Genomic DNA, 14922 nt, shown 5'->3' with positions numbered 1-14922 from the left:
TTGTAATGACCAAGTGGACCGACAACATCCCCGAAGCCGCACACGAATATATCGCAGGGCGGCGTTTGGACGAGGTGGAATGCATTATCGCCGACATCGCAGGTGTGGCGCGCGGCAAGGCTATGCCCGCATCAAAGTTTGCGACGCAGGCGAATTACTATTTGCCCAACTCTATCTTTTTGCAGACCATCACCGGCGAATGGGCGTCAAACCCCGGCGGGCAATTCACAGAACCTGACATGGTTTTGGTGCCTGATTACGCAACCACCACAGCCGCCCCATGGACGGCGGACGTGACGGTTCAGGTGATCCATGACGCCCAAGACCAGCAGGGCAATCCAATCGCCACCGCCCCGCGCAATGTGCTGAAACATGTGCTGAACCTGTATAAGGCCAAAGGCTGGGTGCCGGTTGTGGCGCCGGAAATGGAGTTTTTCCTGACGGCCCGCAACCTTGATCCGAACATGCCGGTTTTGCCCCCGATGGGGCGCTCTGGCCGCCGCGCTGCGGGCAAACAGGCCTATTCGATGAGTGCGGTCGATGAATACGGCAAGGTAATCGATGATATTTATGACTTTGCCGAAGCGCAGGGCATGGAGATCGACGGCATCTTGCAAGAAGGCGGGGCCGGTCAGGTAGAGATCAACCTCGCCCATGGCGATCCGATCCGGCTGGCCGATGAGATCTTCTTTTTCAAACGCTTGATCCGTGAAGCCGCCCTTCGCCATGATTGCTTTGCCACCTTCATGGCCAAACCGATTGAGGGGGAGCCGGGATCGGCGATGCATATCCACCATTCGGTCGTGGACATGAGCACCGGCAAGAACATCTTTTCCGCGCCCGACGGGACAGAGACCGACGCGTTCTTGCACTTCATCGCGGGGATGCAGAACCACCTGCCGGGGGCGGTCGCTTTGCTTGCGCCCTATGTGAACAGCTACCGGCGCTATGTTCCGGATTTTGCAGCACCTATCAACCTTGAATGGGGCCGTGACAACCGCACAACCGGCCTTCGCGTGCCCATTTCAGGGCCAGAGGCGCGGCGCGTCGAAAACCGTCTTGCGGGCATGGATTGCAACCCCTACCTTGGTATCGCCGCCAGCCTTGCCTGTGGTTACCTAGGGTTGATTGAGGGCAAGCCCCCGCGTGCAGAGTGCACAGGCGACGCCTATAACATCGAGACGGATCTGCCCTATACGCTGAATGACGCCCTTGACCTGCTAGAGCTGGACACGACCCTGTGCGAGGTCCTCGGGCCTGAATTCTGCCGGGTTTACGATTCCGTCAAACGCAACGAATACAAAGAGTTTCAACAGGTTATCAGCCCGTGGGAACGTGAACACCTGTTGTTGAACGTATGAACCTATTGCACGCCAATGACCGGCCGGGTGAATATCCGGCCTCTTACTATGCCGCGACCGCAACCGAGGGGGAACGCTTTGCGCCCCTGAAAGGACAGGTGACGGCGGATGTTTGCATCATTGGCGGCGGCTATACCGGGCTGTCGGCGGCGCTGCATTGTGCGCAGGCGGGGTTAAGCGTGGTGCTTTTGGAGGCGCACCGTGTTGGCTTTGGCGCATCGGGGCGCAACGGGGGGCAGGTCGGCTCTGGCCAGCGGTTGGAACAAGACGCACTGGAAAAGCTGGCGGGGAAAGATGCCGCCCACGCCATGTGGGATATGGGTGAGGAGGCCAAGCAGCTTGTGCGCGATCTGGCCGCCGGAATGGGCCTGCCTTTTCACGCCGGTGTGGCCCATGCATGTTATAGTGATGCAGAGGTCGCCCACGCCCGCCGCTATGCCGAAAAGCTGGAGCGTGATTACGGCTATGATCGGATCGCGCCCTTGCCCGACGGGCTGATCGGATCTGCGGCCTTCAAGGGTGGCGATCTGGATATGGGTGCGGGGCATTTGCATCCGTTGAATTTTGCCTTGGGACTGGCCAAAGCGGCGGCCAAGGCGGGCGCCACGATATACGAACAATCCGAGGTGCATCAGATCACCCACGGGCCGCGCGCAATCGTGCAAACCGGCACGGGGCGCGTTAGCTGCAACCATGTGATCTTGGCGGGCAACGGCTATTTGGCGGGGCTGGACCAAAAGGTCGCCGCTCGGGTGATGCCCATCAACAATTTCATCGTCGCAACAGAGCCTTTGGGCGCCGATGCCGCAGGCATTCTGGCGCGCAATGTGGCCGTGGCGGATACTAAATTTGTGGTGAACTACTGGCGCTTGTCAGATGATAAACGTCTGCTCTTTGGCGGGGGGGAAAGTTATGGCTACCGCTTTCCCGATATTTTGAAAACCGTACGCAAGCCGATGCTGGAGGTGTACCCCCAGTTGCGCGATGTAAAGATCGACTATGCTTGGGGCGGCACTTTGGCGATTACACGCAACCGGATGCCCTGCTTTGTCCGGACGCATCCAAATGTGGTTTCTGCCTCGGGCTATTCGGGGCATGGGGTGGCGATGGCCACGTTGGCGGGCAAGCTTTTGGCGCAGACGGTGCAAGGGCAGGCAAGCGGGTTTGATGTGCTTGCCGCCTTGCCCCAGCCGCGTTTTCCCGGCGGAGCTGCCTTGCGCTGGCCACTTCTGGCCGCCGCTATGACATGGTACAGCATGCGCGACAGGCTTGGCATCTAGCGCCAAGCCCGTCCGGCCTTACATTTTGGAAAGCTTCTTTTGCAATTCTGCGAGTTGCGCCTTTATCTCGCGCAGCTCATCCGCTTCCTTGCTTGGCGTCTCTTCGGGGTCGTCTGTACCAACCCAGCCCGGAACGCCGCCCATCATCGATTTCAGGAAGGCTTCTTGCTGTTTGCGCATCGCGTCAAACCCCGGAACCGTGGCCATGGGATGCGGCACCTTGGTGATGTTTTCGACCATCTTCGACTGGCTGTTGCGCAGCATATCGAATGAGGAGGCCAGAAACTGCGGCACGATAGAGCTGACACCGGTGGTATAGCTGCGCACCAGATCATTCAGCACATTGGTCGGCAAGACCGACTCCCCCTTGCTTTCATGCTCTGCCACAATCTGCAACAAATACTGGCGCGTCAGGTCATCACCCGATTTCAGGTCAATGATCTGCACTTCGCGCCCAGATCGCACAAAACCGGAGATATCCTCCAGCGTCACATAATCCGAGGTTTCGGTATTATACAGGCGGCGACTGGCGTAGCGCTTTATAAGTAGCGGTTTATCGGTTTCGGCCATGACGCCCCCCTTTTGGAAATGTTGCACTGCCGCAAAAGCTTAGGCTAGTGCAGAAAGAAAGAAAAGGGCGGGCTTCTAATGAAGCCCGCCCATGGCGCATCAAACAGCTGGGAGGAAGCCGGACGCGGCCAAAGCCGGTTGGCTTATTTCGAAGCTGTTGCTTTTTTCGCAGCCGACTGAACGTCAGACGTTGCTTTTTGCACTGCAGCAGTGGTTTCTTCGGTCATGTCTTTGCCAGCAGCCAGCATCAGTTCAACAGTTTCCATCTGAACTTTTTTCGCAACTTCAGCGAAAGCAGCCATGTTGTCGGAAGCCATTTCAGCAGCAGCAGAAGCGAAATCGCTTGCAGCTTTGCTGTATTCAGCTGGATCAGCTTTAGCAGCTGTCACGTTGGTTGCTTTGGCAATTGCGTCTTTTGTCCACTTGGAGGAAATCTCGGTGGATTTTTCAGCAGCTTCAAAGGCAACTTTGGACAGCTTTTCAGCCATTGCAGCCTGGCTTTTGAATGCGTTCTGGAACGCAGAATTGTCAGTTGGGAACGAAGCCATCATGTCTTGAACCATTTTCGTCATGTCTGGTGTCTTAGTCATTTCAAATTCTCCTAATCGGCGGAAGCTTCCGCGTTTCCTTGAGAAAGATATACATGCTGCAGTGCGGCATTGCAAGCCTTATTCTGCAATGCAGCATTTTTGATGCGCTAACCCATTCAGGGCAAAACACAAAAACTTCCCTTAGGTTAGCTTTCACCCCTTTTTACAGGCACTGCCCCCACATAACTGCCCGGAGCCGCGGCCAGTACAGGGTTGTCCGGCCCGCCCGGCGCGCGCGCCTCCACCTGCGTGCCCGACTGCTTTGCAAGCCATGCCCCCCATGTCGGCCACCAACTTTGCTTTTCATGGAAGGTGGCGTCGGCGAGGAAATCCTCAGGTGTCGTAAGCGGGGCGTCATTGGTGTAATGCCCGTATTTCTTTTTGCTCGGCGGATTCACAATGCCCGCGATATGGCCCGACTGCGCCATGATAAAGGTTTTATCCTTGGAGCCAAACTGCGCCATGCCATTATAGCTGCTTTTCCACGCGGCAATATGGTCGGTCTCACAGGCAATCGCACAGATCGGCAGCTTGATATCGGACAGCTTCACCGGCTCCTCAAAGACAGGGAACTCTCCCTTTGCTAAACCGTTTTGCTGGCAAAGACCCTGAATATATTCGACCGACATCTTGGCAGGCAGGTTGGTGCCATCCCCGTTCCAGAACAACAAGTCGAAGGCAGGCGGGGCCTCACCCATCATGTAGCTTTTGATTGCCGGCTGATAGATCAGGTCGTTGGAACGCAGATAGGAGAATGTGCGCGACATGAAGGTTTTGTCCAGTATCCCGTCAACCTCCACCTGCCGCGCGATGCCATCAACGAAATCATCCGTCAAAAAGACGCCGACCTCTCCCGGATCGACAAAATCGGTCAGGGTGGTAAAGAATGTCGCCGATTTGACGGTATTATCCCCCGCCTTGGCCAGATGCCCCAAAGTCAGCGAAAGCGTCGTCCCCGCGATGCAATAGCCCACGGCGTTCACCTGTTTGGTGCCGCAAATCCGCCGCACCTCGGCCATCGCCCGCAAATAGCCGTCACGGATATAGTCATCCATCCCGACATCAGCATAGGTGTAATCGGGATTAACCCATGAGACGACAAACAGCGTGAACCCTTGGTCCACGATCCATTTGATCAAGCTGTTCTGTGGCTTGAGGTCCATGATATAGAATTTGTTGATCCACGGCGGAAAGATGACCAGCGGGATATCATGCACGGTTTCTGTTGTGGGGCTGTATTGAATAAGCTCCATCATCTTGTTGCGGTAAACCACCGCGCCGGGGGTGGTGGCAATATTCTCACCGACTTTAAAGGCGGACTTATCCGCCAGATTCACCAGCAGGTCGCCGTTATTCGCCTCAATATCGCGGACAAGGTTTTCAAGCCCGGCAACAAGGCTTTCGCCATCCGTGGCCATTGCCCGTTCCAGCGCGTCAGGGTTGGTCCCGAAGAAATTGGTCGGCGACATCATATCCACGATCTGCTGGGTGAAATATTCCACCCGCTTTCGCTCGGCCGGATCCATGTTCTCCAACCCGCTCACTGTTTCGGAAACCATTTCGGCATTCAGCAAATATTGCTGCTTAAGATAGTTGAAGAACGGGTTTTCATCCCACATCGGGTTGGCAAACCGCTGGTCTTTGGGGGATGTATCGACAGGGGCCTTAACTTCCCCCTGCATCAAAACACTTTGCGCATCCACGTAGTGCTTGAGGGTCTTACCCCAATAACTGACCTGACTCTCTATCATCCGCGAAGGGTTTTGCATCATTTCGGAAACATAAGCGCTTGCGGCTTTCATATAGACATCCTGGCTAGGGCCAGAAAGCGCCGGATCTGCCGGTTGACGTTGCGAAAGCGCTGCAGTCAGGCGTTTTGAAAGCTCTTCAACTTTCGCCAGATTGGCGTTAAGCCGGGCCAAACTTTCGTTGCTCTCATTCTGCGTTGTTGCCATTTTAATATTTCCCCCCTATATTCGCTGCAGCGCAGCATGGCGGATGTGCTTCAAATTTGGAACCACAGCCCTATCGCCCCAACCTTGACGGCCCTGGAGATGCTATGAAGTATATGATGACCTACGACCTGATGGAAAGTGCCAGAAACACGAATGAGTGGATCGGCGCTACGGCCAAGGCGATGGCCACCTATCCTCTCTTCGCGCTTTCGATGGATCCAACGATCCGTATGACGGCCGCTTGGGGCGAGGTCATGGAACGGACATTTGCGCGTATGGTCGACAAGCCCGACTGGGCGGTCCGGTCCGTTGTTGGGACGGATGGTCAGGATCATCTGGTTGATATCGTAAAGGTGGTGGAGCGTCCCTTCGGTGACCTGCTGCATTTCTCGGTGCGCCGCCGCGAACCGTTGAAGCGCAAGGTTTTGCTGGTGGCACCTATGTCGGGGCATTACGCGACCCTGCTCCGCTCCACCCTCAAAAGCTTGCTGGTCGACTGCGACGTCTATGTAACCGACTGGCATAACGCACGCGACATTCCCGTTTCCGAAGGCAAATTCGACATTGAGGATTATACCCTCTATCTCGTTGATTTTATGCGTGAACTTGGCCCCGACACACATGTGATCGCCGTGTGCCAGCCCGTGCCCTTGGCATTGGCCGCAACCGCCTATCTTGCCGCCGAAGACCCAGAGGCACAACCGCGCAGCTTGACGCTGATCGGTGGCCCGGTCGATCCTGATGCGGCCCCGACCGAGGTAACCGATTTTGGCCGCCGCGTGACGATGGGCCAGTTGGAGCAAGCCGCGATCCAGCGTGTCGGCTTTACCTATAAGGGTGCGGGCCGGTTGGTTTATCCGGGCCTTTTGCAGCTTCAAAGCTTCATCTCGATGAATGCAGAACGCCACAGCAAAGCCTTCCAAGAACAGATTATGCGTGTGGCGCGTGGCGAAGCCTCTGACCATGACGCCCACAACCGCTTCTATGATGAATACCTTGCGGTGATGGATATGACGTCAGAATTTTATCTCTCTACCGTCGAACGCTTGTTCAAAAACGGTGAAATCGCAAAGAACGAGTTTGAGATTAACGGCAAACGAGTCGATATCGGTGCGATTACACGGGTTGCCGTGATGACGGTTGAAGGCGCGAATGATGATATTTCGGCCCCCGGCCAATGTATTGCGGCGCTGGATCTGTGCACAGGCTTGCCCGACAGCAAGAAAGCAAGCCATCTGGAGCCCGGCGCAGGCCACTACGGGATCTTCGCAGGCAAAAGCTGGCGCTTGAACATTCGCCCGCTGGTGCTGGACTTCATTGACGCCAACTCTGGCGACACACCACCAAAGAAATCCAAGCCGGTTGCGGTTGCTGCGGTAAAAGCCGCTTCCTGACCCCCGCTGAAGTCAAACACAAAGCCCCTGCATTCGCGGGGGCTTTGTGCGTTTGATCAGCCGTCCAGCAGGACTTCAAGCGTTTGCGTAACCAGATCAAGACAATCCGGCGTGGAAAAGCGGTGATCCGCATCCTTGACCAAGGTCAGCCGCAAATCGGGGCTGGTCGCGTGATCCATCAAACGCAATGCCACCGAGGGCGGCACATCCACGTCGGCAGTGCCTTGCAGTAGACGCACAGGGAACGGCAGCTCCAACGGTTCACGCAGGACAAGACGGTCACGCCCCTCCTCGACCAACCGTTTGGTGATGATATAGGGCTCATCCGAATATTCCGAAGGCAGCACAACCTGACCGCCTGCCAGTTCCCTACGCTGCGCAGGCGTGAAACCGTCCCACATGCTATCTTCGGTAAAATCAGGCGCGGCGGCGATGCCAACGAATCCCGCCACGCGTTCCGGCACAACACGCGCCACCAGCAGCGAAATCCACCCCCCCATCGACGACCCCACAAGGATTTGCGGGCCGCTCGTCAACGTGGTGATGGCTGCCAGCGCATCCTCAAACCAGTCGCCAATCGCGCCTTCCAGAAAATCACCAGACGACGAACCATGACCGGAATAATCAAACCGCAAAAAGGCCGCCCCCCTTGCGCGTGCCCATTCTTCCAGATGCAAGGCCTTGGTGCCCTCCATATCCGACTTGAACCCGCCAAGGAACACGACACCCGGCCCGGCCCCCGGCGTTTGATGGTAAGCGATGCGGCGGTTTTGCGGGGTGGTCAGGAAGGATGGGTTTGACATGCGGTCCTCAAGCTTTTTCCCAAGCATAGACCAGCGCTGCACGCGGGCCAAGCGGTTGACATTTCCAAAACTGTTCGTCATTTGGAACGCATATAAACCCGCAACCGGGCGCATCGTGGGCGCCAAACCGAGGAGGTGGCCCAGATGGCCCAGATTTCCCTGACCTTTCCCGATGGCAATATTCGGCAGTATGATGCCGGCGTAACCGCATTTGAAGTCGCGACATCCATCGCCCCCAGCCTTGCCAAAAAATCAATCAGCGCCACCGTCGACGGCGCGCATTTTGATATGCAGTGGCCGATCACATCCGATGCGACGATTGCCCTGAATACGCTGGCCGATGAGGCCCCTGCGCTGGAACTTATCCGCCATGACTTTGCGCATGTGATGGCCCGCGCGGTGCAAGAGCTGTGGCCCGATGTAAAGGTCACAATCGGCCCGGTCATCAAGGATGGCTGGTATTACGACTTTGACCGCGCCGAACCTTTCACCCCCGAAGACCTCGCGCTGATTGAAGCAAAGATGAAGAAGATCATCAACTTGCGCGATCCGGTTCGCACCGAAGTGTGGGACCGTGCCCGCGCGATCGCTTACTACGAGGAACGGGGCGAACCCTATAAGGTAGAGCTGATCGAAAGCATCCCCGGCGATGAGCCTTTGCGCATGTATTGGCACGGCGACTGGCAAGACCTCTGCCGTGGTCCGCATTTACAGCACACAGGGCAACTTCCGGCCGATAGCTTCAAACTGATGTCGCTGGCGGGGGCCTATTGGCGCGGCGACAGCAACCGCGCAATGTTGCAGCGGATCTACGGCGTGGCCTTCAAGAACCGCGACGATCTGCGCGCCCATTTGACCATGCTGGAAGAGGCCGCAAAACGTGACCACCGCAAGCTGGGCCGCGAAATGAACCTGTTCCACATGCAAGAAGAGGCCCCCGGCCAGATCTTTTGGCATCCGAACGGCTGGACGATCTATACCGAGCTGCAAGACTACATGCGCCGCCGCCAACGCGCCGATGGCTATGTCGAGGTGAACACGCCGCAGGTGGTGAACCGCAAGCTTTGGGAAGCTTCGGGCCATTGGGAAAACTATCAAGAGCATATGTTTATCGTCGAGGTCGACGAGGATCACGCCCGCGAGAAAACGGTCAACGCGCTTAAGCCAATGAACTGCCCCTGCCATGTGCAGATTTTCAACGTCGGCCTGAAATCTTATCGTGATCTACCGTTGCGGATGGCGGAATTCGGCTCGTGCAACCGCTATGAGCCTTCGGGCGCGCTGCATGGCATCATGCGGGTGCGCGGCTTTACCCAAGATGACGCGCATATTTTCTGCACCGAAAGCCAGATCAAGGAAGAGTCGAAGAAGTTCATCGACTTCCTGTCGGCCGTCTATGCCGATCTTGGCTTTGATAAATGGCGGATCAAGCTTTCCACACGCCCTGAAAAGCGTATCGGAACCGAAGAAAGCTGGGATTATGCCGAGGCGGCCTTGGCCGGTGCGGTTGAAGCGGCAGGTCACACCTATGAGATTTTTGAGGGTGAGGGTGCCTTTTACGGCCCCAAGCTTGAGTTTGTGCTGACCGATGCGATTGGCCGCGACTGGCAATGTGGTACCTTGCAAGTGGACCCGAACCTGCCCGAGCGTCTTGACGCGCATTACATCGGCCAGGATGGCGACAAACACCGGCCGATCATGCTGCACCGTGCCTGCCTCGGCTCATTCGAGCGGTTCATCGGCATCTTGATCGAAAGCCACGCGGGCAAACTGCCGTTCTGGCTCGCACCTCGTCAGGTGGTTGTGGCTGCTATCGTCTCGGATGCCGATGATTACGCGATGGAAGTGGCAGCAGCCCTGACCGCAGCGGGCGTGCGGGCAGAGGTCGACCTGCGCAATGAAAAGATCAACTACAAGATCCGTGAACATTCGGTCGGCAAAGTGCCAGTTATCCTGGCCGTCGGCATGCGCGAGGTCGAAGAAAAAACCGTCTCGGTGCGTCGTTTGGGCGAGAACAAGACCGAGGCCAGCACTTTGGATGCAATCGTGCCGCTTTTGCGCGATGAGGCAACACCGCCCGATATGCGCTAACCACGCGTTCTGAACGCTCCGCGCCTTTGCCTTTGGCATCGGCGCGGAGTAGCTTGGCAGCCAGCAAACTTCAGCTTAGGGGGAATTCGAATGATGACGCACTCCAAACTGCTTATGATCGCATTGTTTGGCATGATGCTGGGCCAAACCGGCCCTGCGGTGGCGCAAAGCGGCATGGAAAAATGCTATGGCGTTGCACTGGCCGGTCAGGCCGACGGTGTTGATGGTGCTGGCACCTCAACCGTGGATTATCAGGGCAACGCCTGGAAAATGGTTCCCGCCGGCACCTGCACCACGTTAGAGCTTCCCCAAGGCCGCATGGGCAGCTTGGAGCCCTTGGGCCGCGACCTGCCCAAGGAATAATCCCACGCGCCTCCTCACTCGCATGCTTGCGGCAGTCCCTGCCGTGGCAAACGCGGAATTTTGCACAATACCAACAAGTATCTTGATTTCTGTTTCTGTTTCGGCATGATTTTAGATGTGTCGGCAAGGCTTCGGGCGCGTGATCTTCGCCTTGGATCAATTGCCACACGGTCTCGCGGCATGTCGCCACGGGATGGATTGATGAAGGAGAAGCGGCATGCCAACTGGCACCGTCAAATGGTTTAACGGCACAAAAGGTTATGGGTTCATTGCGCCTGATGATGGCGGAAAGGATGTATTCGTCCACATCTCGGCGGTAGAGCGCGCGGGATTGACCGGGCTGAGCGATAACCAAAAGATCGGCTATGAGCTGCAATCAGGTCGGGACGGCAAGGAATCAGCCGGCGATCTGCGCTTGCTTTAAGGGGTTTCGGCTGCAACGGCCCGCTGCTTGCGGGCCGTTTTCCGGACTACAGGTATTTTGCCTGCACTGCCTCATCCCAACCCAGTGTCAGCCCGTGATCACCGCGAATAACAGGGCGCTTCATCAAGGTGGGCTGCTGTTTTAACTGCTCGTCCGGCTCACATGCCTTGAGCCAATCCGTCGCCCCGCGCCACGTCGTGGACTTCTGGTTGATGATGGCGCCACCGAACTCTGAAATAAACTCGTTGATTTCGGCCTCGCTGAGCGGGTTCGCGCGAACATCACGAAATTCGGGGGCATGGCCCGCAGCGGTCAGCGCCTTAAGCGCCTTCTTGCAGGTATCGCAAGTAGAGATGCCGTAAAGGATCATGACGGATTTCCTTTTGTTCGCGTGGTCTTGCGCACGCATTACATTGAATTCAAAGGCCTTTGCGGGTCCAGCCGAACAAAAGCCACTCGGGTGCCAATATAGGTGGAAACGCCGCCAAGGATAGCCCTGCCATACCTAAATGGGCGGCCCGCTGACGGCACGCAGGGCCATATCGGCGTAAAGGGTTTGCACATCGGACCGGCTAAGCCGCCCGCCCTCGCGGTACCAATTCGTCACCCCCGTCAGCATCGCAATCAGCGCAAGCGTGGCCATTTTGGCATCGCTGAGCGTGAACACCCCTTTGGCGGCCCCTTCGGAAAGGATTTCCTGCAAGTGGGTTTCATAACGGCGGCGAAGCGATTCTATCGCGGCAAAGTTTTCAGGACTAAGGCTGCGCAGTTCCATATAGGCGATGAAAACCGCATCCGGCCGGTCAAGGTGATAACCGATGTGAAATCGCGCGAATTGATCCAGCTGTGCCGCCGGGTCACTGCATTGCGGAAGCGCTTGCAGGGTGCAAAGCAGGTCGGTCATGTGATCCTGCATCAGGTCAAACAGCAGCGCCTGCTTGTCGGCAGTATAAAGATAAAGCGCACCTGCCTGCACCCCCACCTCTGCCGCGATCTGGCGCATAGAGACCGCCGCAAACCCGTGCCGCGCAAAAAGCCGCAGCGCCGCGTCACGGATGCGCGGGCCGGTAATTTCAGATGAGGAACCGATTTTGCGTGCCATGCGCCCAACTTATCTGAATGCCCGTTCAATTCAAGGTGCACATCCGCAATCTTGCCAAAGCACCTGCATCCTTGCCGCGGGGCGGGGCGGGCGTTAAAGGTAGGGAACCTTATTTTGCGAAAGCCCATGCAATGCGCCCTGCCCTTTTCCCCTTTGTGCTGTACCTTTTTGCGGCTTTGGGCGGCTGCGGCGGCTTTGATCAGCTTGACGCCATCCAATCACAACCTGCAAGCGGCGGTGCGGCCCCGCAACTTGTCCCGATTGAGGGGCTGATTGCGCAAGCTGGGCCGGGACGCGCAACTGCATCTGCGCGCGATAATGTGGCCGGGCGTGCCGCCGGTCTGCGCGCACGGGCAAAAGCGATGCGCGGCCCGGTCCACAGCCCCGCAACACGGGCACGTCTGGCCGCTGCGGTTGCGGCCCATCCTACACAGGCGAACTGACAAAAGCGCATCCTGCCGCGTTGCAAGCGCGGGCATGACAGGCTAACAGTTGCGCAACAGCATGCCCCCGAAAAAATGGAGAATTTTATGGCTGCCCCTTTGCGTATCGGTCTGGCCGGTCTTGGAACGGTGGGTATCGGCGTTGTTCAGATCGTGCAAAAGCACGCAGCAATGCTGACAGCCCGTTCAGGGCGCGAAGTGGTGATCACCGCCGTCTCCGCCCGCGATCGCACCAAGAACCGCGATGCCGATCTTTCCGGCTTTGCCTGGGAAACCGATCCGGTGGCCCTTGCACGACGTGATGATGTGGATCTGTTCATCGAGGTGATGGGCGGCCACGAGGGCCCCGCGCGCGACGCAACCGAGGCCGCATTGGCCGCTGGCAAAGATGTTGTGACGGCCAATAAAGCCTTGCTCGCACATCACGGCCACGCCCTTGCCCTTGCGGCCGAGGCCGCGGGCCGTGTGATCCGTTTTGAGGCGGCTGTTGCGGGCGGCATTCCGGTTATCAAGACCCTGACCGAGGGTTTGGCCGGTAATGAAATGCGCCGCGTGATGGGTGTGATGAATGGCACCTGCAACTATATCCTGACCCGGATGGAAGACGCGGGCCTGCCCTATGCGCAGGTGTTCGAAGAGGCCCGCCAGCTTGGCTACCTTGAGGCCGACCCGAATCTGGACGTCGGCGGGATTGACGCTGCGCATAAACTGGCACTGCTGGCCTCGATTGCATTTGGCACGCAGGTTTCCTTTGATGCGGTAGAAATGGAAGGCATCGGTGCGATTTCCATCGACGATATCCGCCATGCCGCCGATATGGATTACCGGATCAAACTTCTGGGCGTGGCACGGATGACCGGCCGCGGGCTGGAACAGCGGATGACACCCTGCCTCGTGCCGGTGGGCAGCCCGCTGGGGCAGCTTTCGGGCGGCACGAATATGGTGGTTCTGGAAGGCGATTCCGTGGGCCAGATCGTGCTGCGCGGGGCTGGCGCCGGAATGGGGCCAACGGCAAGTGCGGTGATGGGCGATGTCGTGGATATCGCGCGCGGGCTGCGAATTCCGACCTTTGGCGTGCCTGCGACCGCGCTGACGGTGCCGGTTGCGGCGGCGGTCTCGGCGGCGTGCCCTTGGTATTTGCGCATGACGTTGCTGGACAAGCCCGGCGCATTGGCCAAAATTGCCACCGCCCTGGGCGAGGCTGGGATCTCTATCGACCGGATGCGGCAATATGGCCATTCGGACGGGCAAGCGCCGGTGCTGATCGTGACCCACAAGGCCACCCGCACCGATATCGACGACGCATTGGCACGTTTTGCCAAAGCGGGCGTGCTGGTTGGCGAACCTGTTGCCCTGCGAATTGAGGAGGTCTGACCCCGCGCACGTCCTGCGGGCATGTTTGATCTTTCGGATAATGTGTTAGCGCTCTCGGCCTTGTGATACATAAGGCAGGCGTTTAATCCACACCCAAACACCTCATATCACAGGAGCGCCTTATGGCCGATGCACAGGAATTTCAGGATCGTTTGCTCTCACTCGGCTTGGCACGCGTGTCAGAGGCTGCAGCACTGGCATCAGCCAAGCTGGTCGGGCGCGGTGATGAAAAAGCTGCGGATCAGGCGGCCGTCAATGCGATGCGCGACCAATTGAACCTGCTTGACATCAAGGGCGTGGTAGTGATCGGCGAGGGCGAACGTGACGAGGCTCCGATGCTGTTCATCGGCGAAGAGGTCGGCACTGGCCAGGGCCCCGCGGTGGATATCGCGCTGGACCCGCTGGAAGGCACCACGCTGACCGCCAAAGATATGCCCAATGCGCTGACCGTTATCGCGATGGCGCCGCGCGGCACGTTGCTTCATGCGCCGGACGTTTACATGGAAAAGCTGGCGATCGGGCCGGGCTATGCCGTGGATACCGTAACCTTGGAGATGAGCCCCGCCGAGCGTGTCCATGCGCTGGCAAAAGCCAAGGGCTGCAAACCCGAGGACATCACCGTTTGCGTGCTCGAACGTCCCCGCCATGAGGAAATGATCGAGGAATTGCGCAGCACCGGTGCCGCGATCCGCCTGATCACGGATGGTGATGTCGCAGGCGTTATCCACTGCGCCGAGGCCGAGACGACTGGCATCGACATGTATATGGGCTCGGGCGGTGCGCCTGAGGGCGTGTTGGCAGCCTCGGCGTTGAAATGTATGGGCGGGCAGATTTACGGCAAGCTGCTGTTTCGTAACGATGATGAACGCGGTCGCGCGGCCAAGGCCGGTATCACCGATTTGAACCGCGTTTATACCCGCGACGAAATGGTCACGGCCGATGTGATCTTTGCCGCAACCGGCGTGACGTCAGGCTCCATCCTTGCGGGCATCAAAAGCGAGCCAGGCTGGTTGACGACCGAAACGCTGTTGATGCGTTCCAAAACCGGGTCGGTGCGGCGCATGACATATCGCAGCCCGGTCAAGTGACCGGCACCGCAAACGTCGATTAACACGCGTTATGAAACCCGCACCTGTCAAAGGCGCGGGTTTTTGCGTATCTAGAACCGGATG

At 57.8% G+C, this 14922-nt stretch carries 15 protein-coding genes; 9 read left to right on the top strand and 6 right to left on the bottom strand.

Annotated elements, in window-relative coordinates; all coding sequences use genetic code 11:
- The first annotated feature begins 5 nt into the window (after positions 1–5).
- Positions 6–1361, top strand: coding sequence for a glutamine synthetase family protein (locus EOK75_RS12515; protein WP_137194422.1), 1356 nt, complete (start codon positions 6–8; stop codon positions 1359–1361).
- Positions 1358–2641, top strand: coding sequence for an NAD(P)/FAD-dependent oxidoreductase (locus tag EOK75_RS12510; RefSeq protein WP_137194421.1), 1284 nt, complete (start codon positions 1358–1360; stop codon positions 2639–2641). Before EOK75_RS12515 ends, EOK75_RS12510 begins: the two co-directional genes overlap by 4 nt.
- Positions 2642–2659: 18 nt before the next feature.
- Here EOK75_RS12510 and phaR read toward each other — a convergent pair whose 3' ends face one another.
- The 3 genes from phaR to phaC form a co-directional block, all read right to left on the bottom strand.
- Positions 2660–3211 (bottom strand): polyhydroxyalkanoate synthesis repressor PhaR, encoded by a 552-nt coding sequence (gene phaR / locus EOK75_RS12505; RefSeq protein WP_137194420.1) that lies wholly within the window; start codon positions 3209–3211, stop codon positions 2660–2662.
- 143 nt (positions 3212–3354) lie between these two features.
- Positions 3355–3801 (bottom strand): Phasin, encoded by a 447-nt coding sequence (locus EOK75_RS12500; RefSeq protein WP_137194419.1) that lies wholly within the window; start codon positions 3799–3801, stop codon positions 3355–3357.
- Between the two features lie 146 nt (positions 3802–3947).
- Entirely contained in the window at positions 3948–5756 is a 1809-nt protein-coding gene (gene phaC / locus EOK75_RS12495; RefSeq protein ID WP_137194418.1) for a class I poly(R)-hydroxyalkanoic acid synthase, read from the bottom strand.
- Positions 5757–5860: 104 nt separating this feature from the next.
- Between phaC and phaZ the strand changes: the two genes are divergently transcribed.
- Complete coding sequence (phaZ, locus tag EOK75_RS12490) at positions 5861–7150, top strand: polyhydroxyalkanoate depolymerase (protein WP_137194417.1); 1290 nt, start codon at positions 5861–5863, stop codon at positions 7148–7150.
- Positions 7151–7206: 56 nt separating this feature from the next.
- Here phaZ and EOK75_RS12485 read toward each other — a convergent pair whose 3' ends face one another.
- A complete protein-coding gene (locus tag EOK75_RS12485) occupies positions 7207–7953 on the bottom strand; it encodes an alpha/beta hydrolase (protein WP_137195771.1) in 747 nt (248 codons plus the stop codon).
- Positions 7954–8097: 144 nt separating this feature from the next.
- Here EOK75_RS12485 and thrS point away from each other — a divergent pair, with 144 nt between their 5' ends.
- The 3 genes from thrS (at position 8098) to EOK75_RS12470 (ending at position 10831) form a co-directional block, all read left to right on the top strand.
- Positions 8098–10044, top strand: coding sequence for a threonine--tRNA ligase (thrS, locus tag EOK75_RS12480; RefSeq protein WP_137194416.1), 1947 nt, complete (start codon positions 8098–8100; stop codon positions 10042–10044).
- A gap of 90 nt (positions 10045–10134) precedes the next feature.
- Positions 10135–10407: a BufA1 family periplasmic bufferin-type metallophore gene (locus tag EOK75_RS12475; RefSeq protein ID WP_137194415.1), complete on the top strand. Its 273-nt coding sequence runs from the start codon at positions 10135–10137 to the stop codon at positions 10405–10407.
- Positions 10408–10624: 217 nt separating this feature from the next.
- Entirely contained in the window at positions 10625–10831 is a 207-nt protein-coding gene (locus EOK75_RS12470; RefSeq protein ID WP_050527642.1) for a cold-shock protein, read from the top strand.
- A gap of 46 nt (positions 10832–10877) precedes the next feature.
- Here the strand turns inward: EOK75_RS12470 and EOK75_RS12465 are convergent, their stop codons facing one another.
- Together EOK75_RS12465 and EOK75_RS12460 are read right to left on the bottom strand one after the other, a co-directional pair.
- Positions 10878–11201 (bottom strand): arsenate reductase family protein, encoded by a 324-nt coding sequence (locus EOK75_RS12465; protein ID WP_137194414.1) that lies wholly within the window; start codon positions 11199–11201, stop codon positions 10878–10880.
- Positions 11202–11336: 135 nt separating this feature from the next.
- A complete protein-coding gene (locus EOK75_RS12460) occupies positions 11337–11933 on the bottom strand; it encodes a TetR/AcrR family transcriptional regulator (protein WP_137194413.1) in 597 nt (198 codons plus the stop codon).
- A 131-nt stretch (positions 11934–12064) separates the two neighbouring features.
- Here EOK75_RS12460 and EOK75_RS12455 point away from each other — a divergent pair, with 131 nt between their 5' ends.
- The 3 genes from EOK75_RS12455 to glpX all read left to right on the top strand — a co-directional run bounded on the left by EOK75_RS12455 (position 12065) and on the right by glpX (position 14838).
- Complete coding sequence (locus EOK75_RS12455) at positions 12065–12376, top strand: hypothetical protein (RefSeq protein ID WP_137194412.1); 312 nt, start codon at positions 12065–12067, stop codon at positions 12374–12376.
- 87 nt (positions 12377–12463) lie between these two features.
- On the top strand, positions 12464–13750 hold the full coding sequence (locus tag EOK75_RS12450) for a homoserine dehydrogenase (RefSeq protein WP_137194411.1): 1287 nt from the start codon (positions 12464–12466) through the stop codon (positions 13748–13750).
- Positions 13751–13872: 122 nt separating this feature from the next.
- Entirely contained in the window at positions 13873–14838 is a 966-nt protein-coding gene (glpX, locus tag EOK75_RS12445) for a class II fructose-bisphosphatase (protein ID WP_137194410.1), read from the top strand.
- Positions 14839–14922 lie beyond the last annotated feature (84 nt).

The sequence above is a fragment of the Pseudorhodobacter turbinis genome, from assembly GCF_005234135.1.
Classification (GTDB): Bacteria; Pseudomonadota; Alphaproteobacteria; order Rhodobacterales; family Rhodobacteraceae; genus Pseudorhodobacter; species Pseudorhodobacter turbinis.
Note: the sequence above shows the minus strand (reverse complement) of the source record. Positions and strands in the feature narration are given on the sequence as shown.

Excerpts from the sequence above, each read along its gene's own strand:
- EOK75_RS12515 (WP_137194422.1), top strand. The coding sequence starts at position 6 with ATGACCAAGTGGACCGACAACATCCCCGAAGCCGCACACGAATATATC.
- EOK75_RS12510 (WP_137194421.1), top strand. The coding sequence starts at position 1,358 with ATGAACCTATTGCACGCCAATGACCGGCCGGGTGAATATCCGGCCTCT.
- phaR (WP_137194420.1), bottom strand. The coding sequence starts at position 3,211 with ATGGCCGAAACCGATAAACCGCTACTTATAAAGCGCTACGCCAGTCGC.
- EOK75_RS12500 (WP_137194419.1), bottom strand. The coding sequence starts at position 3,801 with ATGACTAAGACACCAGACATGACGAAAATGGTTCAAGACATGATGGCT.
- phaC (WP_137194418.1), bottom strand. The coding sequence starts at position 5,756 with ATGGCAACAACGCAGAATGAGAGCAACGAAAGTTTGGCCCGGCTTAAC.
- phaZ (WP_137194417.1), top strand. The coding sequence starts at position 5,861 with ATGAAGTATATGATGACCTACGACCTGATGGAAAGTGCCAGAAACACG.
- EOK75_RS12485 (WP_137195771.1), bottom strand. The coding sequence starts at position 7,953 with ATGTCAAACCCATCCTTCCTGACCACCCCGCAAAACCGCCGCATCGCT.
- thrS (WP_137194416.1), top strand. The coding sequence starts at position 8,098 with ATGGCCCAGATTTCCCTGACCTTTCCCGATGGCAATATTCGGCAGTAT.
- EOK75_RS12475 (WP_137194415.1), top strand. The coding sequence starts at position 10,135 with ATGATGACGCACTCCAAACTGCTTATGATCGCATTGTTTGGCATGATG.
- EOK75_RS12470 (WP_050527642.1), top strand. The coding sequence starts at position 10,625 with ATGCCAACTGGCACCGTCAAATGGTTTAACGGCACAAAAGGTTATGGG.
- EOK75_RS12465 (WP_137194414.1), bottom strand. The coding sequence starts at position 11,201 with ATGATCCTTTACGGCATCTCTACTTGCGATACCTGCAAGAAGGCGCTT.
- EOK75_RS12460 (WP_137194413.1), bottom strand. The coding sequence starts at position 11,933 with ATGGCACGCAAAATCGGTTCCTCATCTGAAATTACCGGCCCGCGCATC.
- EOK75_RS12455 (WP_137194412.1), top strand. The coding sequence starts at position 12,065 with ATGCGCCCTGCCCTTTTCCCCTTTGTGCTGTACCTTTTTGCGGCTTTG.
- EOK75_RS12450 (WP_137194411.1), top strand. The coding sequence starts at position 12,464 with ATGGCTGCCCCTTTGCGTATCGGTCTGGCCGGTCTTGGAACGGTGGGT.
- glpX (WP_137194410.1), top strand. The coding sequence starts at position 13,873 with ATGGCCGATGCACAGGAATTTCAGGATCGTTTGCTCTCACTCGGCTTG.